General features: G+C 38.4%; 17 protein-coding genes. 12 read left to right on the forward strand and 5 right to left on the reverse strand.

Going from position 1 to position 19930, the window contains the following annotated elements:
- Positions 1-162 precede the first annotated feature (162 nt).
- Complete coding sequence (pyrF, locus tag FUA48_RS11495; RefSeq protein ID WP_129751247.1) at positions 163-972, forward strand: orotidine-5'-phosphate decarboxylase; 810 nt, start codon at positions 163-165, stop codon at positions 970-972.
- A 107-nt stretch (positions 973-1079) separates the two neighbouring features.
- Complete coding sequence (locus FUA48_RS11500) at positions 1080-1835, forward strand: ABC transporter substrate-binding protein (protein ID WP_147584988.1); 756 nt, start codon at positions 1080-1082, stop codon at positions 1833-1835.
- Between the two features lie 922 nt (positions 1836-2757).
- On the opposite strand, the gene FUA48_RS11505 is transcribed toward FUA48_RS11500, so the two are convergent.
- The 4 genes from FUA48_RS11505 to FUA48_RS11520 all read right to left on the reverse strand — a co-directional run bounded on the left by FUA48_RS11505 (position 2758) and on the right by FUA48_RS11520 (position 5904).
- Entirely contained in the window at positions 2758-3198 is a 441-nt protein-coding gene (locus tag FUA48_RS11505; protein ID WP_240732448.1) for a thioredoxin family protein, read from the reverse strand.
- A gap of 243 nt (positions 3199-3441) precedes the next feature.
- The gene (locus tag FUA48_RS11510; protein ID WP_147583663.1) at positions 3442-4158 is read right to left on the reverse strand and encodes a DUF4197 domain-containing protein; all 717 of its coding nucleotides are present in this window, start codon (positions 4156-4158) and stop codon (positions 3442-3444) included.
- Positions 4159-4179: 21 nt separating this feature from the next.
- Positions 4180-4905 carry a DUF4197 domain-containing protein gene (locus tag FUA48_RS11515; protein ID WP_147583664.1) on the reverse strand — a complete coding sequence of 242 codons (726 nt, stop codon included), beginning with the start codon at positions 4903-4905 and terminating at the stop codon, positions 4180-4182.
- A 78-nt stretch (positions 4906-4983) separates the two neighbouring features.
- The gene (locus FUA48_RS11520) at positions 4984-5904 is read right to left on the reverse strand and encodes an EamA family transporter (protein WP_147583665.1); all 921 of its coding nucleotides are present in this window, start codon (positions 5902-5904) and stop codon (positions 4984-4986) included.
- A 177-nt stretch (positions 5905-6081) separates the two neighbouring features.
- Here FUA48_RS11520 and FUA48_RS11525 point away from each other — a divergent pair, with 177 nt between their 5' ends.
- The 9 genes from FUA48_RS11525 to FUA48_RS11565 all read left to right on the forward strand — a co-directional run bounded on the left by FUA48_RS11525 (position 6082) and on the right by FUA48_RS11565 (position 18686).
- On the forward strand, positions 6082-6732 hold the full coding sequence (locus FUA48_RS11525; RefSeq protein ID WP_147583666.1) for a VOC family protein: 651 nt from the start codon (positions 6082-6084) through the stop codon (positions 6730-6732).
- Positions 6733-6765: 33 nt separating this feature from the next.
- The gene (locus tag FUA48_RS11530) at positions 6766-7371 is read left to right on the forward strand and encodes a hypothetical protein (protein ID WP_147583667.1); all 606 of its coding nucleotides are present in this window, start codon (positions 6766-6768) and stop codon (positions 7369-7371) included.
- A gap of 113 nt (positions 7372-7484) precedes the next feature.
- Positions 7485-10913 (forward strand): methylmalonyl-CoA mutase family protein, encoded by a 3429-nt coding sequence (locus FUA48_RS11535; RefSeq protein ID WP_129751252.1) that lies wholly within the window; start codon positions 7485-7487, stop codon positions 10911-10913.
- A gap of 164 nt (positions 10914-11077) precedes the next feature.
- Positions 11078-11572 (forward strand): hypothetical protein, encoded by a 495-nt coding sequence (locus FUA48_RS11540; RefSeq protein ID WP_147583668.1) that lies wholly within the window; start codon positions 11078-11080, stop codon positions 11570-11572.
- A 105-nt stretch (positions 11573-11677) separates the two neighbouring features.
- Entirely contained in the window at positions 11678-12517 is an 840-nt protein-coding gene (locus tag FUA48_RS11545) for a hypothetical protein (protein WP_147583669.1), read from the forward strand.
- A gap of 89 nt (positions 12518-12606) precedes the next feature.
- Complete coding sequence (locus FUA48_RS11550; protein WP_147583670.1) at positions 12607-13449, forward strand: hypothetical protein; 843 nt, start codon at positions 12607-12609, stop codon at positions 13447-13449.
- Between the two features lie 87 nt (positions 13450-13536).
- Complete coding sequence (locus tag FUA48_RS11555) at positions 13537-14448, forward strand: hypothetical protein (RefSeq protein WP_147583671.1); 912 nt, start codon at positions 13537-13539, stop codon at positions 14446-14448.
- 402 nt (positions 14449-14850) lie between these two features.
- The gene (locus FUA48_RS11560) at positions 14851-16635 is read left to right on the forward strand and encodes a tetratricopeptide repeat-containing sensor histidine kinase (RefSeq protein ID WP_147583672.1); all 1785 of its coding nucleotides are present in this window, start codon (positions 14851-14853) and stop codon (positions 16633-16635) included.
- Between the two features lie 272 nt (positions 16636-16907).
- On the forward strand, positions 16908-18686 hold the full coding sequence (locus tag FUA48_RS11565; RefSeq protein WP_147583673.1) for a tetratricopeptide repeat-containing sensor histidine kinase: 1779 nt from the start codon (positions 16908-16910) through the stop codon (positions 18684-18686).
- Positions 18687-18688: 2 nt separating this feature from the next.
- Here FUA48_RS11565 and FUA48_RS11570 read toward each other — a convergent pair whose 3' ends face one another.
- A complete protein-coding gene (locus tag FUA48_RS11570; protein ID WP_147583674.1) occupies positions 18689-19240 on the reverse strand; it encodes a DUF1543 domain-containing protein in 552 nt (183 codons plus the stop codon).
- Positions 19241-19345: 105 nt separating this feature from the next.
- Here FUA48_RS11570 and FUA48_RS11575 point away from each other — a divergent pair, with 105 nt between their 5' ends.
- Positions 19346-19870, forward strand: a complete 525-nt coding sequence (locus tag FUA48_RS11575; protein WP_147583675.1) for a hypothetical protein — start codon at positions 19346-19348, stop codon at positions 19868-19870.
- Positions 19871-19930 lie beyond the last annotated feature (60 nt).

Raw genomic sequence — 19930 nt, forward strand, 5'->3', positions numbered from 1 at the left:
ATATAAAACTAACAAGAGTAACCTTACTTTTTAATAAATTTCGTTAAACTGCATTTTAGTGTCGACAAACGCCAGCCAACCATATAATTTTAAGATGTGAAATGCAATTTGTACTTTTGCATACTAAGCCAATAAGGCAAACAAAAAAACATACAGCATAGCATGACCACGCAACAGCTTCACCAAAACATTCTTGATAAAAAATCATTTTTATGTATAGGCCTTGATGCAGACCTTAATAAGATTCCGCCACACTTACTGGCTACCGAGGATCCTATTTTTGAGTTTAATAAAGCCATTATAGATGCTACCCACGACCTTGCGGTAGCCTATAAACCCAATACGGCTTTTTTTGAGGCATACGGACTAAAAGGATGGCTGTCGCTGGAAAAAACCATAAACTATATTAACCACATGCATCCGGAGATATTTACCATTGCCGATGCTAAACGTGGCGATATAGGCAATACCTCTACCATGTATGCCAAAGCTTTTTTAGAAGACCTTAATTTTGATTCAGTTACTGTTGCGCCTTATATGGGTAAAGACAGTGTGGAGCCGTTTTTGGCTTTTAAAAATAAGTTTGCCATTATGCTGGCGCTAACTTCTAACGAAGGTGCTTTTGATTTCCAAACTAAAATTGTTGACGGGGAAGAGCTGTACAAAACGGTTCTTAAAACCTCTAAAACATGGAAAAACAGCGAGAACCTTATGTATGTTGTAGGGGCCACTAAAGCAGAGTACTTTACCGAAATAAGAAAGATTGTGCCGGAAAGCTTTTTACTTGTACCGGGTGTGGGCGCACAGGGAGGCAGCCTGCAGGAAGTTTGCAAGTATGGCATGAGTAAAAATGTAGGACTGCTTATAAACTCTTCAAGAGGTATTATATATGCTTCTAACGGAAACGACTTTGCCGAAAAGGCAAGGGAAGAGGCTTTAAAGATGCAACAGGAAATGGCAGCATTGCTGTAAATTTTCCAATCCGCTTTACCCGAAACGGAAAATAAACCCAAAACTTGGAACAGACAAAAACATATACAGACCAGTTAGGCAATACTATTACGCTTAGCAAAACGCCTATGCGTATAGTATCGTTAGTGCCTTCGCAAACAGAACTTCTTTTTGACCTTGGCCTTGAGGATAAGATAGTGGGTATTACCAAATTTTGCGTTCACCCTTATCACCTAAAGCAAACCAAAAAGATAATAGGAGGGACCAAAAAAGTCCACGTTGAGAAAATAAGGCTTTTACAGCCCGATATTATTATTGCCAATAAGGAAGAGAACACTCAGGAAATTGTGGAGCAGTTGCAGGATATTGCGCCTGTATGGGTTAGCGATGTCATTACTGTTGAAGATAACCTGAAGATGATAGAAGAACTGGGCAAAATATTCTCGGTACGTACCAAGGCACAAAACTGGATTGATAAAATAAGCTTCGGGCTGCAGGATTTTAAAAACTTTATGAAGGATAAGCCTTTTAAAAGGTCGGCTTACTTTATTTGGAAGAATCCGTATATGGCAGCAGGGGGTAACAACTTTATTAACGAAATGCTTAAGCTTAACCATTTCACTAATATCTATGAAGACAGGGACAGCCGTTATCCGGAAGTGATTGTACAAAAAATGAGGATACAGGGCGACCCGCAGGTTATATTCCTTTCGTCTGAACCTTATCCATTTAAGGATGAGGATGCTTTTGAACTGGGAAGGCATACCCACCATGCACAAACTGTTTTTGTAGATGGCGAGATGTTCTCGTGGTATGGTACCAGGCTGGTAAAGGCGTTTACTTATTTTAAACAGTTACAGGAAAGAATAGAGGAACCTGTTTAGGTAGTGTTCAGTTCCCCTCTTGAGAGGGGTGGCGAAGCCGGGGTGTGTCATTGCGAGGTACGAATCAATGTTTGTCATTTCGAAACGAAACGCAGTGTAGTGAGACACGAGGCTGTAAGCCGAACTGATGAAATAAATCTCTCTGAGATGTCTCCCTCCGGTTCGACATGACAGCGAGGTGTATTATCCTGACCAAGAAAGAATTTATCCACTATAATAAACTGCCTTCTGCGACTGAAGACTGAAGACTTCTTCTTTTGTCTTGAAACAAAAGAACCAAAAATTCAAGGCTATGACTCCTTAAGCTAAAAATTACTATGCTTGGCTAAACCATCCGAACTCGGCTTTCGCCTCAAACAGCGGATGCTTCTTTACGCCTCGTTTGTAATTTTCTTTACGCTACGGAGCCTGATGCCGTAGCTTCACTCTGACGTCATTGATGCAGTTCCTGAGTTACGGGTTAGGTGTTCTTCCCGTCATTGCGAGCGAAACGTAATGTAGCGCGGCAATCTCTAGTCCTTTTGTCCTGCCACAAAAGAATGAAAAAGGCACGGCTTTCCCGTCATTGCGAGGAGGTACGACGAAGCAATCTAAATCTATAAGCAGATTATTCAGTTCCCCTCTTGAGAGGGGCTAGGGGTGTGTCTGTTTAATTATGAATTTCAAATTATGAATTTAAATGTGATGTCTCCCTCCGTTTCGACATGACAGTAACGTAGTATCCTGACGAAGCAATCTTTCTTCCATTCCGACTGTAGCGATAGCGTAATGGAGACACGAGGCTGTAAGCCGAACTGATGAAATAAATCTCTACTATAATTAAGGATTTCTCCACTCCATTGCATTTCGGTCGGCTCGAGGGCTTGCCCGACTGGCGAAGCAAATGGAACAGGAATGCGTTCGCTCGTAATAACTGAACACTTTACTTCTTCCCCAGTTTTTTAAAGTACTCTATATACTCTTTAGCGGTGCTAAACTCTTCATACCCGCCACGTTCTATAACACGGCCGTATTTGTCTAAAAGTACGATGTAAGGGAAAAAGCCATTACGGTTGTAACGCTCGGCAAGTATAATTTTAGGGTCGTTTATATCTACAGGATCGGCTTCGCCTTTCTTTTGCAGGAAGTCGGCACGAAGCAGCACCCAGTTTTTCTCGGCTTCAGCCTTAAACTCGGGGTTTTGCCATACTTTCTTTTCCAGTTCTATGCAACGGGCACACCAGTCGGATCCCGAAAAGACAAGAAGAATGTTTTTGTTTTGGGCAACAGCTTTGCTTTTTGCTGCCTCTAATTCAGTATTCCACTCCTGGCAAAAGCCTACAGCACTCAGCATAAGGCATACAAACAATACGCACTTTTTCACGACTCCATATTTTGCGCAAATGTAGAAAACAAAACGATTTAAAAAACAGCGGGTTAAAAATATTTTGAAGTGTATAAAAGCAAAAATGCCAATAGCAATTACTACCGGCACTTTTTTTTTAACTAACCCTAACCAAATGTGAGAAAACTATTTATTTTCAAAGTGCAAATTACTTAAAAATAATAGGATTGTATGTTAAGGTAATGTTATATGTATTTATCTGTAAATTAAATTATTAGCTTATTAATTGTCCTGTAAAGCGAATACTTTTTTTAATAAAACAGAAGTCCTTTCGTTAATATTATTTCTAATTTCTTTCTCTTCTACGGCTATCATGGTAAAAACTCCGTCCAGCGCTTTATTTGTTACATAATCCGTAAGATCGGGGTTTACATCCTGGGTAAGGGGCAGGGCATTGTACTTGGTTATTATGTTGCTCCAAACCTTATCGGCACCCACTTTACTGAACGACGATTTTATAACCGGATTAAACTTGGCATAAAGCTGTGTTGTGGTTGTGTTTTGCAGATAGGTAGTAGCCGACCTGTCGTTACCCATAAGTATGTTGCGGGCATCGTTAAAGGTCATGTCCTTTACTGCGGTAACAAATATGGGTGTTGCCTCTTTTACGGCATCCTCGGCAGCGCGGTTCATCATTTTAAGGCCTTCGTCTGCCAACGAACTTAAACCAACCTGACGCAGTGCCTTATCCACTTTTTGAAGCTCTTCGGGCAATAATATCTTTACCAGGTTGTTTTTGTAAAAACCATCGGTAGCGGTAAGTTTGCTTACCTGTTTGTCAATCCCCTTATCAAGGGCTTCCTTAAGTCCGGCAGCTATATCGGCATTACTTATTATGCCTGTTTGCGGATACTGCTCTGCTATCTGTTGCAGCTCGGCACATCCGGAAAAAGAAATTGAAGCCATTATGGCTATAACGGGAATAATTAGTCTTTTCATAAAAGTTGGTTTGTTATTGGCTTAGTCCTGTAATGCAAATACCTTTTTAAGCAGATCTGACGTACGGGATGATAAATCGGTTCTTATCTCTTTTTCCTCTACAGATATCATGGTGAATACACCACTCATAGCCTTGCTGGTTACATAATCGGTAAGGTTAGGGTTTACGTCTTTAGTAAGCGGCAGCGAATTGTATTTCTCAATTATTGTTGCCCATACCTTATCGGCACCCACCTTGTCCAGCGATGTTTTTACCACGGGGCTAAACTTGTCGTATAACTGTGTTGAAGTTGTTTTCTCTAAATAAGTAGTGGCCGATCTGTCGTCGCCCATAAGTATATTTTTGGCATCGCTAAAAGTCATGCTTGTTACCGCATTCACAAAAATAGGGGTAGCCTCTTTTACGGCATCCTCAGCAGCGCGGTTAAGTACTAAAAGCCCTTCGTCGGCCAGGTTACCCATACCTACGCTTCTAAGGGTTTTGTCTACTTTTTGAAGCTCTTCGGGTAAAAGTATCTTTACCATTTCGTTTTTATAGAAACCGTCTACAGCAGTAAGTTTGGTTACCTGCTCGTCTATCCCTTTGTTAAGGGCTTCCTTAAGTGCCGAAGCAATATCGGCATTACTAAGGCCTGTGCCTGTTCCGGTTACTTCGGTTACTTTATCTTTTGCCTTGTTTATAAGGCCTCCCAGTTGTGCATTAGATGCCAGTGGCAGTAATAGAATGGCGAATACTACTTTTTTCATGAATACTATTTTCTTCAAAAATAAACAAAAACCGTTCCATGCAAAATACAGAGCCGTTTTATTGACAGTAAAATATAGTTAGTTTACCGACGGACGGTTTACCGGCATGTCCTGTTCCTTTAGCTTTAAGTAGCTACCCACATTAAACAGTATTACCGATATTACGATAACAAAATAGGCCATAGCCTGTATTAACGTAACGTTCTCGTCATAATACACAATAGCCAGCGTAAACGCGATGATTGGGTTAAGGTATATCAATATCCCAACGGTGGAAGAATTAATTCCTTTTAGCGCAAACAGGTTAAGGAACATAGGTATTATGGTAAAGCCTACAGCAATCATAAATATAAAATAGTAGAATAAAGGCTCTGTAGGTACGGGGCCGCTGTAAGGCTTGTAAAACGGAAGCAGTATAAGTGCCGTAAACCCTATTTGCAGGGTAAGGAGTACAAACCTGTCGGGCATCGTGATTCTTTTTTGCAGTACAAGGTATACCGCGTAGGTAGAGGCAATAACCACGCTGTAAAGTGCACTGGTAAAACTGTTGTAAGACAGTATCACGCAGCTAAGCATACTTAGAAATACCGATAGCCACTGCAATTTGGTAAGCTTTTCCTTTAGTATAAACCAGGCAAATACCGTGGTAAGTATAGGGCACACCATATAGGCAAACGATGCTGCCTTTACACTTATGTGGTTCATTACATAAATAAAGAAGAACCAGTTTGCGGTAAGCAACAGCGAACTCCCGAAAATAAGCAGCCACTGGTTTCGTTTTTCCTTTTTGGTAAGAGCGGTAAAATAGTTTTTGGTTTCTTTTATCTTATCTCTTCTAAAGGCAATGTTAATAAGCAGCATGATAATAATGCAGGCAAAAACACGATAAAAAAGTATGTCAAGAGAAGGGTATAAATAAAGGGGTTTAAGCACAATGCTAAAAAATCCCCATATAATAAAGGCTGAAATGGCAGCCATGTAGTGTTTAGGAAGTTTCATCTCCGTGTAAATAAGCCGCAAATGTAGTGAACAACTCCCTATGCAAAAGTTAAAAGACTGTAAATATGATGCAGGCAATTATAACATTTTTTAGTCATGATTTAACTATTTGATTTATTGAGAGATAGTATTTATGCGTATCTTGCATAGATGTTTTTGAAAGATAAGATTTAAGGTATGCAAATTATCGAGCTTGAACTGCTTAGCAGCAATTTAGCAGAGACCGAGAGATTTTATAAAAGAGTTTTAGGGTTAAAGGCAGAACTATCTGATAAATTTTCTGTAACGTTTGCAATAGGTTATACCAAACTTATTTTTAGATATGCCGAAGGCCTGAACCCCGTTTACCACTTTGCTATAGATATCCCGAACAACCGTTTTGATCAGGCATATTCAATAATGAAGTCGCGCATTGATTTGATTCCCATTGAAAAGGAAAACGATATTGCCGACTTTACCAATTGGGATGCCCAGTCATTTTATTTTTATGATAATAACGGCAATATACTGGAGTTTATAACCCGGTATCCTAACCGTGAAACCTCTACCCACGATTTTAACTCAAAATCGTACCTATCCATAAGTGAGGTGGGACTGGTAACCAATGATGTGCCGCGCCTTGCCGATCAGTTAAAGAAAGAATTTGGCGTGCCGATATTCCACAGGCAGCCCAGGGGGAGTAAGTTTACCGTATCGGGAGACGACCAAGGCCTGTTTATAATTGCCGCAAAGGGCAGGGACTGGTATCCTACCAAAGTAAAATCGGCTTCGTTTCGCACCCGTGTGCTGTTTATGAATGAGGGTAACCTTTATCATATTGTAAGGTAGATAGTTTATATTTGGCTATTATAACCGCATCTTATGACAAAAGAAGAATTTATTGCCACTGCTTATCAATACTATCCCAGGAATATAGACCACTTTTTAGATATAGAATTGTACATGATTTCTCCTGAATTCACTAAGTTGATAAACTTATGTGATTTGATGGATAAAAAGGAAGAAGAAGGGGTGTTTAAGGATTTTTATGATAAAATAAAGTCTGTAAATAATCCCGATAACTTCAGGATGATTCATAGGTTTCATGGTAACGACAGGTGTCATAACCTTCATTTTGTAGAGAGAAGGGGAACTATACATCACGCATTTTGTCTTAATGTAAGTATTGTCGTGCCATACTATACAACTTATGTAATAGAATGGGATATAAAAGAAAAGTTGCAGGAACCTGCCGATCCTTTCAGGATGACAAGCGATTATCCTAAAAAAGCACTTACCGTGAGTAAGGAAGATCAGGAGATATTGTATAAAATGGCAAAAGTTGCCGAAAGTAATTTTGGATATAAACCTTTTCCTGAAGATTTACTTAACGAGATGATTCCGGATATAAATATTGAGACTATTAAGATGGGAGAGTTTACATTCTTTAATGCATTCTTTCTGGATGATTATCATATTTTTCCATAATCTTGTAGGTTAGTTCTTTAAAATTTACTACAACGTTTTTTATAGGCCCTGTTTGTTTTGAAATCTTCAATAAATACGTAAATTGCGGGCTTAAAATTGAGATTATTATAAAGATGGAGCAAGTACAGCCTTATATTCCTAAACATAAAGTTAGAATAGTAACCGCAGCATCCCTGTTTGACGGGCACGATGCAGCTATAAACATCATGCGCCGAATTATTCAGGCAACGGGTGTTGAGGTAATTCACTTAGGGCACGACCGAAGTGTGGAAGAAGTAGTAAATACCGCCATACAGGAAGATGCAAACGCCATTGCTATGACCTCATACCAAGGCGGGCACAACGAATATTTTAAATACATGTACGACCTGCTTAAAGAAAAAGGGGCGGGACATATTAAAATATTTGGCGGCGGGGGCGGAGTTATCCTTCCTGAAGAGATAAAAGAGCTTCATGAGTATGGTATTACAAGAATATACTCTCCGGATGACGGGCGTGAGCTTGGACTACAGGGCATGATTAACGACCTTGTACAAAGGGCAGACTATCCGGTGGGCGATACCCTTAACGGTGAGGTGAACCATCTTACAGATAAAAACCCAACGGCTATTGCAAGGGTAATATCTTCTGCAGAGAACTTCCCTGAAGTTGCAAAAGAAACCCTTGATACCATACACAAACAAAACGAAACGTCTAAAATTCCTGTATTGGGTATTACCGGTACGGGTGGTGCAGGTAAATCATCATTAGTAGATGAGCTTGTGCGCCGTTTCCTTATCGATTTCCCTGAAAAAACTATCGGACTTATATCTGTAGACCCGTCTAAGCGTAAAACGGGCGGTGCCTTACTGGGCGACCGTATCAGGATGAATGCCATAAACAACCCAAGGGTTTATATGCGTTCGCTTGCCACACGCCAGTCTAACCTTGCCCTTTCTAAGTATGTGGCAGAGGCTATACAGGTGCTTAAGGCAGCTAAATATGATTTAATTATCCTTGAAACATCGGGTATCGGGCAAAGTGATACTGAGATCCTTGACCATTCGGATGTTTCGCTGTATGTAATGACACCTGAGTTTGGTGCTGCTACTCAGCTGGAAAAAATTGATATGCTTGATTTTGCCGATCTTGTTGCTATTAACAAGTTTGACAAACGCGGTTCGCTTGATGCGCTTCGTGATGTGAAAAAGCAATACCAGCGTAACCATAACCTGTGGGATGCCAACCCGGACGATCTTCCGGTATTTGGTACTATTGCTTCTCAGTTTAACGACCCTGGTATGAATACGCTTTACAAAGCGATTATGGATAAGATTGTGGAGAAAACAGAATCTGACCTTAAATCGACTTTTGAGATTACCCGCGAAATGAGCGAGAAGATATTTGTTATCCCTCCGCACAGAACGCGTTACCTGAGCGAAATTGCAGAAAACAACCGCAGCTATGACGAAACAGCGGCTTCGCAACAGGACGTGGCACAAAAGCTATACGGTATCTTTAAAACCATAGAGACCGTAAGCGGTAAAGTTCCGCAGATAAACAAAGCGGGTATAGACGATGCCTCAGTAGCGGTTACTGATGCTGATAAGTCACTATTCACAGATTTATTACTAAAAGAGTTCGACCGTGTAAAAATGAACCTTGACCCGTACAACTGGGAGGTTATACTTACATGGGACGAAAAAGTAAACAAATACAAAAATCCTGTTTATTCCTTTAAGGTAAGGGATAAGGAGATTAAGATACAAACGCATACCGAATCGCTTTCGCACACGCAGATACCTAAAGTTGCCCTGCCTAAATACCAGGCTTGGGGAGATATTTTAAGATGGTGCCTGCAGGAAAACGTACCGGGAGAATTCCCTTATACTTCAGGATTATATCCGTTTAAGAGAGAAGGGGAAGACCCAACGCGTATGTTTGCCGGAGAGGGCGGACCTGAGCGTACTAACAGACGTTTCCACTACGTGAGTTTAGGTATGCCGGCCAAGCGTTTATCTACAGCTTTTGACAGTGTTACCCTTTATGGTAATGACCCTGATCACCGTCCGGATATATATGGTAAGATTGGTAATGCGGGTGTATCTATCTGCTGCCTTGACGATGCCAAAAAACTATACTCAGGCTTTAACCTTGCACACCCTATGACATCGGTGAGTATGACCATTAACGGTCCGGCGCCTATGTTGTTAGGTTTCTTTATGAATGCGGCTATCGACCAGCAGTGTGAGCTTTACATTAAAGAAAACGGCCTTGAAAAAGAGGTAGACGATAAGATAAACAAGATATACAAGGAAAAAGGAGTGGAGAGGCCACGTTACAACGGTGCATTGCCACAGGGTAACGACGGACTTGGGCTTATGCTTCTTGGTGTAACCGGAGACCAGGTGCTTCCTGCCGATGTATATAACGAAATAAAAGTACGTACCCTGTCGCAGGTGCGTGGTACGGTACAGGCAGATATCCTTAAGGAAGATCAGGCACAAAATACCTGTATCTTCTCTACAGAGTTTGCCCTTCGCCTAATGGGTGATGTACAGGAGTACTTTATCCAGAAAAACGTAAGGAACTTCTATTCGGTTTCCATTTCAGGATACCACATTGCCGAGGCAGGTGCTAACCCTATTACACAGTTGGCATTTACCCTTGCAAACGGATTTACCTATGTGGAGTACTACCTGAGCCGTGGTATGAACATTAACGATTTTGGACCAAACCTGTCGTTCTTCTTCTCTAACGGTATTGACCCTGAGTATGCGGTTATAGGCCGTGTGGCAAGAAGAATTTGGGCTAAGGCACTTAAAAACAAATATGGTGCTAACGAGCGTGCACAAATGCTTAAGTACCACATTCAAACGTCGGGTCGTTCACTACACGCACAGGAAATCGACTTTAATGATATCCGTACTACATTACAGGCACTTTATGCCATTTACGATAACTGTAACTCGCTGCATACAAACGCTTATGACGAGGCTATTACAACGCCTACCGAAGAAAGCGTGCGCCGTGCAATGGCAATTCAGCTTATTATCAACAAAGAGCTGGGGCTGGCTAAAAACGAAAACCCAATACAGGGATCGTTTATTATTGAAGAGCTTACCGATCTTGTTGAGGAGGCTGTACTTACAGAGTTTGACCGTATTACCGAAAGAGGTGGTGTACTGGGTGCTATGGAAACCATGTACCAGCGTTCTAAAATACAGGAAGAAAGCCTTTACTACGAAACCCTTAAGCATACAGGAGAGTTTCCTATTATTGGGGTGAATACCTTCTTAAGTTCTAAAGGTTCGCCTACGGTTGTTCCTGCTGAGGTTATACGTGCTACGGAAGAGGAGAAACAGTTCCAGATTAATACCCTTGAGAGCCTGCATAAAGGTAATGCTCAAAAGGTTAAAGAACAGCTTGCCCTTGTACAGGAAGCAGCAATACAAAACCAAAACATGTTTGAGCGCCTTATGGAAGCCGCTAAGGTTTGTTCGCTGGGACAGATTACTTCGGCGTTGTTTGAAGTGGGCGGACAGTACCGCAGAAATATGTAATTCTTACTTAGATTAAAAATTTAAGATTGAAATATTTAAAGAAAAGCCTCCCGTTAAGGGAGGCTTTTTTTGTTGTATTAAAATTATTTAGTTACTTAGTGAAGCTTAGATATATATAATTGTAATGTGGCATAATAGAATTAATTATAGTGATACTAAAAAAAATGAATTTAAGGATAGACAAGAATTTAAGACTTCTTAGTGTTTTTGTGGGAGTATTATTTATATCGATTTCAGGATGTAATAACACGAAAGTAAGTGAAGATAATGAGAAAATTAATGAGATTAAATTTGCAGATACTATTTTTAAAGAAACGGTAGACTTGTTTATTAAAGATATTGAGGATTATCAAGTGGAGCCTACTAAGTCAATTATTGTTGAGCTATATATTAATCAAAATAGTGATACAATTATTTCACTCACAAGTTTTGAGCCATATGAAACTGTGGACTTAGTGGGTATTAATACTTATAAAAACTATAGACTGTATTTTTACTCTACAGCAGAGCTTAAGCCAACATTAAATGAATTTCTTGATTTAAGAAACAGCCATCTTCATAAGGTTGTATTAGAACCTGTAGAGGGATGGTTAATTGATCCGTATTTTCAAAGTACCTATCATGTCAGAAATAATAAAATCATTACTTCTAAAAAATAATGTTGAAATATACTAAAGAAAGGATAAGTATATAAATGCTAATCTTTTTTATTATTTTAAAATAATTTGTTTATTTAGTATTTATAACCTTTTTAAACCACACCTATGAAACTACGACTATTAGCCCTTTCATTTTTTATTGTTTTGCTATCCTGTTCATCAGACGATGGAGATGATCCTGTGAATACAGAGAAAAATCTTTTGGAAATCAATATTACTAACGATTATTATAAGTTTAGATATGAATTTTCCGGAAATAAGCTAAGTGAAATATATCAGTACGATTTGAACAATAATCTGCTAAATGCGTATGAATATCATTATTCGGCAAATGGTATATTGAATGATATTGTGTATCTGGATAATTTGATGCAGCCTACCGGAACTCATAATGAGTTTACTTATGATAGTCAGGGAAGAATGATTAAGGATGCACTTAAAGCCCTTAATAATGAGGGAGAAGAAATAGAAGACTATACAGAGTTTATCTATAATGATGATAATACCATAACTGTAAATGATGTTTATGTTAATACAGTTCCTGAAACAAAAACTTACCATTTAAATTCTCAGGGTATAGTATATAAAATAGTAAGTGAATTAACCGGTAATGTAGATGAAGAAGAGGTTGTGTATGCCAATGACTGTATAGTTAGCCATACAAAGGAAGGTTATACAACAACATATACCTATGATGTCACTACAGAGGTAAAAGGACATTATTTAAAATCAGATTTAAACATGTTTAATGGTAATGTGCTTAATCATCAGTTGTTTGCAAGGGGGTTTGTGAACAAGAGTTATACGAAGTATATAAGTTCAGTTGAAAATCCTTTTACTAATGTTAGTTATACTTATATGTTTGATGAAGATGGCTATCCTGTAAATAGATATATGTATTCAGACAATGTTCTTCTATCAGAAGAAACCATAACCTACGAATAAAAAAAAACCTCCCGATAAGGGAGGCTTTTTTTATTGTATATAAAACAGTTTTTTGCTTTCTTGCGGCCTTTAACAATTAAACCACACTAATGAAACTACGCTTATTATTTTTTGCGGCATTTTTGTCGCTTGTCTCTTGTTCGTCTGATGATTCATCAGTTTCCGGAGAACAGGAGAAGAGATTAAAAAAGATTACTTACTATGAAGGAGATACATTCCCTGTAAGAGTATTATTTTTTCAAAACAACAAAATAAAAACCCTTCATTCACTTGTCATCTCTGAAGAATTGGGATATGAGAGAACTGAATATTTTTATAACGATAGTGGCTTACTTGAAAAAACGGAGTCGTATAGAGATAACATGCTGTATCTTAAAACTATGAAAGAATTTGACTCTACAGGCAGGATCATTAAAAATACTACTTACTTTTATTCTTTAGAAGACCAGTCTGAAGCCATTGATAGTATTACTTTCACCTATGAACCCGGTAAGATTACTGCTGTTTCCGGTGAAAATCCGGCGAATGGAATATTCTATGAATTTTATGTAAATGATTTAGATCAGATTTACTCTATTGAAGCATACGGAACTACAACAACAGCTACTTATGACGATGGCAATTTAGCCTCAGTAGTATCTGAGACCTCCTCATCAACTACTAGCTGTACTTATGATAATAATTTAGTGCCGAAAGGAGATTACCTTAATTTTTATAAAAACATGTATGGTAACTTTGAGCCAAATCTTGTATTAAGTAATCCGGGTTTTGGTTTAGTGCTTGAGTCTTCAAATAAGTATTTAAAAACGTTAACCAAACTCGATGAAACTTATACCTACCAGTATGAGTTTGATGAGGAAGGTTATCCTGTTAGAAGAAAAGAGATACTAAATGGAAATGTAGTTAGCGAAAGAGTAATTGAATACCAATAAAAAAAGCCTCCCGATCGGGAAGATTTTTTTATTGTATATAAAATAGTTTTTTGCTTTCTTGCAGCCTTAAACAATTAAACCACCCTTATGAAACTACGCTTATTATTTTTTGCCGCATTCCTGTCGCTTGCTTCGTGTACTTCTGATGACAGTACCGATCCTGTAAATGAAAATCCGGACCCTACACCACCCGTTGAAAAAAACATTAAGAGAATTGAGGAATATGGTTTCAATGGAGAAACCGAATCACTTTATCAGGTTATTTTGTGTGAGAATAATAAAATTCACCAGATATTAGGATATATAGATCCGGATCCATCTGTAATAAGCGGCATGGAAGAATACTCTTATGATAGTCAGGGGAGACTTAACAGTTTAACTTATAATTACTATACCATTTATGGAGATGATACTTTCACTTCATTTGAATATGACGCGCAGGGAAGGTTAACTTATATGAAAGCAGATGATGAAGATAGTTCAATAAACAGAATAAGAGAATATACTTATAACATTGAGGATAATGTGGTAACGGGCGATTATGATCCGGGAGGAACGTTACCAAATATATATTATATGAACGGCAACGGGATTATTTATAAAACGGAATATGAAAATGAATTTTACAGTAGTATAACGGAAGTTAACTACCAAGGTAACAATATAGTTTCTAATACCCGCATTAGCAACAGTACAAACTTTAATCCATATACAATAAATTATACCTACGATTATGAAACCGAGGTAAAGGGGCAGTATTTAAACCTATACAGAAATTCATTTGGCTCTACCAATAATATGGTTCTGTTTAGGGCGGACTTTTATTTGGCAGCCTTGTGCACAGATAATTATATATTAACAGAAAGCAAAGCTAACAGTACAGATGTTAATACCTATTATGAATATTCTTTTGATGAAGACGGTTATCCTGTAGAGATACGAAGAATATCTTCTGGTAGTGATGTCTATTTTCAAAAAACTGTAATTATATACGAATAATAAAGCGTAACGATAAAAAAAGCCTTCCAATCGGGAGGCTTTTTTGTTTAAAACACATACCCTAAAAGGTAGTATATTATTATAAAGGCTATAATGGTACCAAAGCACCCAAATCCCAGTTTTTTAGCTCCCCAGCCTGCAAGAAGCGCCTTAAATATCCCTCTCATAGTTTTTCTTTTTTTATTAAATGTAGAAGTAATTATTTAAAAAATAATAGTATTTAACGTAACCTTAAATGGGATAATTGGGGTGTAAAATTCAAACAGTCATTATAAATAAAGGGTTGTAGTAATGTAACATATTAAGCTTGCAACGTTATCCTTTTATGAAATTTATTTAAATTTTGAATTTTGTAACAGTTTTTTTCTTACATTTATATATCCCCGCTTAACGAAGATACCTATGCAAAAAACCTTACTTTTTGCAGTTGTGCTATTATGCGTGTTACCTAGCCCTGCGCAAACTACCACAGCCTCTTCTTTTATGCATAAGGGAGAACAGGCTTTTGAGCAAAAAAACTATACTGCAGCCATTATGGCCTTTATGCAGAGTGTAGACCATGCAAAGAAAAGCAAAGACACACTTACCCTTATAAACAGCTATAATTATTTAGGTTCAGTTTATACCATGGCCGATCAGCCAAGGGAAGCCCTCGATTATTATTTACAGTCTCTTAGCCTGCACAAACAGCAGGGAAACTACAAAAGCATTGCCGAAACCGCTAAGCAGGTTGCTGTGCTCTATACTTTGGCAAACGAGTATGATGCTGCCATACAGTACTACAAAGAGGCACAGCAATATGCCCTTTTGGCTAAGAGCCCCAATATTGAGGCGGGAAGCCTGGGCGGACTGGGTATAGTGTATGAAAAGCAGCAAAAGTATGATATGGCACTCTCGGTTTACAGGAGGGCCATCAGGATATATGAAACCAATAACGATATGCTGGGCAAAGCCGTTTTGCTTAGCGCTATGGGTAATGTTTACAACCATACCGGGTATTATAATCTTGCAGAACAAAACTATAAAGAAGCCCTGGGATATTTTAATGAGAGTGACGAACGGCAAAAAGTTGCCGAAACACTTAATGATTTGGGTGAAACATTTGCCGGTTCAGGCGATTATAACGAATCCCTCAAGCTACATAAACAGGCCTATCTTGATGCGGTAGAGATAAAGTATGACGAAGCGGTGGTAGATGCCTGCAAAGGACTTTATAAAGCGTATGAGCATCTGGAGGAGTATGAAAATACCATTTTATACCAAAAGCTTTATGAGCAGAAAAGGGACAGCCTTGAGGCACGCTTAGCTTTGCAGGAAAATGCAAAAGCCCAGATGAGGTATGAAACCCAAAAGGCAAAGAGCCAGATGGAAATACTGGCACTTACCGAAAAGATAAATAAACTGGAGGCAGGCAACCGGTCGGCATTACTGAATGATAAATACAGTCTTATAGCTATATCGGGTGGGTTTGCGGTTATGTCTTCTTTTTTGATTTTTGTATGGTTTCAAAAAGCAAGGATTAAAAAGAAATATAAAAAGCAGGTGGCCCGAATGGCTTCTCAAAGGCGAAAGCAAAGCGAAAAGCTTACCCGTGTAAAAGAACTTTATACCCATCTTGATAACAGGCTGGGGGAGGTGTATTACCTAAACGATGAACTTAGTCGCAAGTCAGTAGGCGCTCCTTCCATAAGGGTATCTAATGAGGCATTGCATAATGTAACGGTCAAGATACACGAGGATATAAGTGACTTGGTTTGGGCATTGGAAAGAGAAAATGCCAGTCCTCAAAATTTGGCAAACGGTATGTGCGATTTCGCTTCAGGGTATTTAAAAAACCATCATGTGGAGTCGGTTTTCTCGGTAGATCCAGATATGCCTGAGGTAAAAATGTCGGGTTCGGCAAGAAAAGAGCTCGCTATTGTACTTAAAGAATGTCTTAATGCCATAGCGGTAAAAGCTAAGGCAAACAAGGTGTTTTTAGGTATTTCTGCTAAAGATGACAAGATGCAGATAACTGTAAGAGATAATGGTTCAGGTAATTATGTGGATTACAATGACGGAAAACTAAAATCGTTGTACAAAAGGCTTAAAAATATTGGCGGAGAAACCTTTGTTGAAAGTTTGCCGGGATGGGGAACAACAATCACAATTTCGACTCCTTTTGAAAGTTTTGAAGAAGAAATTTAAAAATAATTTATAAGAATAATTTGACTCGGTAATTTATTGTGCCAAATTTTTATGTTTATCGCTATCTCCTTTAAAATTACGGATTTACTCATTTTGTGAAATTTATTAAGTAGGAATAATTCTACTTTTTTATAACAGTTTAGAAAGAAAATTCTTAAGGTGCATTTTTATGCTTGCAATAATTTATTTTTAATAATACGCGAGAAATTAACATTTTGTTTATATTGCATTGAGATATTTTCTATTTTTGCTAAGCCCAATCAAAAATTTTAATGAAGAAAACCTTACCGTTTTTACTGCTATTATTCAGTTTCTACTGTTACGCACAGGAAGAGAATGCTGAGTATTTCCTTAACCAGGGAACAAAACAAATTTCACAAAACCACTATCAGGAGGCTATAGATGCTTTTCAGCAAAGCGTTGACCTTGCTACAGATGCAGGCGACAAGAAAGCTTTGGCTAAAGCCTATGCAGGCTTAGGCGGTGCATACCATAAAGCCGAACAGACAAAAGCTTCTGTTAAAAGCTATCTTTTGGCTCTAAGCAATTTTAAGGCCATTAACGATGGTAATGGTATTGCAACAACATCTAAGTCGCTTGGTGAAGTATATGCCGATGAGAAAGACTACGGCCTTTCGGTTCAGTATTATACTTACGGTATAAAAGAAGCCAAAAAGCTTAACAACGAGCTGCTGGAAGCCGAAACGCTTGTTGCTATAGGCAGCGTGTATGAACTTCAGCAAAAACCGGAACCGGCACTTGATGCCTACAGCCGTGCACTTGCCATTTATCGTGCAAGGGGTAAAAACAGCGAAGCAGGGCATACGCTTAGCAAAATGGGTAATGCCTACAGAAAGAAAACCGATTATGTACAGTCTATACTTAATTACAAAGAGGCGTTGGGCTATTTCGCCGGACTGGACGACAGGAGAAACGTAACGGCAACCCTGAGCAGCCTTGGTAAAGTGCATGCACTTAACGATGACTACAGTGAGTCGTTAAGGCTTTATGAGCAGGCTTACCTTGATGCAACCTCAATGAAGTACAATGAGGTGGTAATAGAGTCGTGCCTGGGTATGGCTATAGCTTACGAAAAACTTAAACAATACCCTGAGTCGATAAGATACCATAAACTGTACGAGCAGAAAAAAGACAGTTTTACTAATGTTAACCATGCAAAACAAATGGCTGCATTACAACTTAAGTATGAAAAACAACGTAAGTTTAGCCAGCCGGGTGATGATGAGGAAGAAACTGTATCTGCCGGAGGCGACAGCATAAGCAGGGAAGAATATGAGGCTACAAAAAGAATAAGGATAATTATAATTGCAGTATGTTCTGTACTTGTTCTTTTGGTAATAGGCTGGTTTTGGAGAAGAAAGCAACAGCTTAAAACAAAACTTCGTGAGGAAAGAATGTATAACGAGGCAGAAAGGCAGGAACGCCTTCGCCTTGTGCAGGACATTCATTCTGATATCGATTCCAAGCTTTCTAAAATCAACTACCTGAGCGAAGCTATAGTAGAAAAAACAAATGGTATGCCTACCGTTAGAAGTAACGGAGAGGCAATGCAGGATACTACCAAAATGATTGAGGAGAACATTCGCGATCTTGTTTGGTTGCTTACGCCAAAATCTACTACACTTTCCAGCTATATTACAAGCACGCAAGAGTATGTAACCAACTACTTTAAAGACAGTCCTGTTGAGGTATTGTTCTCTATGCCTGATAAGCCTTCTACAAACACTATTGTAAAGGAGAGTCAGCGTGAGCTTACCGCAGCCATTAAGGAAAGTCTTGAAGGTATTGGCGAAGATCCGCAGGCATCTAAAGTTTTCTTTGGTATGTCGTTTACAGGTACAAGGCTAATGGTATCTATTAAGGATAACGGTACCGGAGGCGACAGGAACGATTCGCGTAAGAAAACGATGGAAAGCCACGTTACCGGAATAGGCGGTATAATGAAAATTGATGCCGAACCGGGTTGGGGTACCATGGTAAAAATGATTATCCCTATAAACAAACAGTTTAAAAAGATTAAAAAGATATAAGGCTATACACCCAGCTTTAAATAACCTATATGCAGCTCATCTTCTACAGGATGGGCTGTTTTTGTAATAGAGAAGCTATATTTTTCTTTGTAATGGGGCAGGAGTATATCTTCCACATTATACATGTCGTCTATATCCAGGGCATATTTATCGTCTATGTGCGACTCGGCACCCTTAAATCCGCAATGTTTATAGAATGTGGTTTGTTTGGCGGCTTTTACCGCTTCGCCCATAGTTTGGGCAACCATAAGGGTTTTGTAATGGTATTCTTCAAAATCTCCCGGCTTGTAACCGCCAAGGTTTATAAAAAACAGTTTTTCGGCATTATTGCTATCTTTTTTAGGAGTTATGGTAAGGGCATATTCGCCTACGTGAGTAACTTCTCTCCAGCAGTCTACATGAAGCCTTCCTCCGTCGGGCCAAAAAGTATACATATCAGAAATAAGTTCCTCAATTGAGGTACCAATTCCAAAAAAAATATCGTGCTGTTCGGTTAAACGGCCTTTTGGTGTGCAGCCCAGTAAAACCTTGTATAATTTGAGATTTTGTTCCATACTGAAACAAAGGTATTTAAATTTTTTTTCATTATTTTTCGCTACAAATAATTTTTTGGTTCAGTTTTTGGAAATACCTTTATAAACAATAAAACTTTTAACATTATGAGAAAGATATTTTTACTTTTAAGCGTAGTAGGTTTGTTTACACTATCGTCGTGTGTTGATGATGATCCGGATGTAATTTATAACAATACCGATAATTATTTTGAAGCAGAGGTTTTCGAAATTAATCAGGCAACATTTAGTTTTGATAATAATACAGGGTATTATACTTCACAATATATTTTAGATCCTGCATTATATCCAGCAGATATGATTTTAGTTTACCGTTTAAAAGATGTGGTTAACAATAGCGATGTGTGGGAAATGATACCAAAAACCATTTACTATGATAATGGTGATTATGTAGAGTTTGATTTTGACTTTACCCGTAACGATATTGTTTTCTATATGGGTGCTAATTATGATTTAGGTACAAATCCTAACTTCCTTCAAAATCAGGTTTTCAGGGTGGTAATTATACCTGGATATGATAATTCTGCAAGAATAGACCTTACAGATTACAACAATGTAATTAAAGAGTTTAATATTGACGAAAGCAATATGAAAACCTTAAAATTGAAATAATACCAGATTTCCATATCAAAAAGAAAAGCAGGCTTTAGGCCTGCTTTCTTCATTTATGAA

The sequence above is a fragment of the Flavobacterium alkalisoli genome, assembly GCF_008000935.1.
GTDB classification, from domain to species: Bacteria; Bacteroidota; Bacteroidia; order Flavobacteriales; family Flavobacteriaceae; genus Flavobacterium; species Flavobacterium alkalisoli.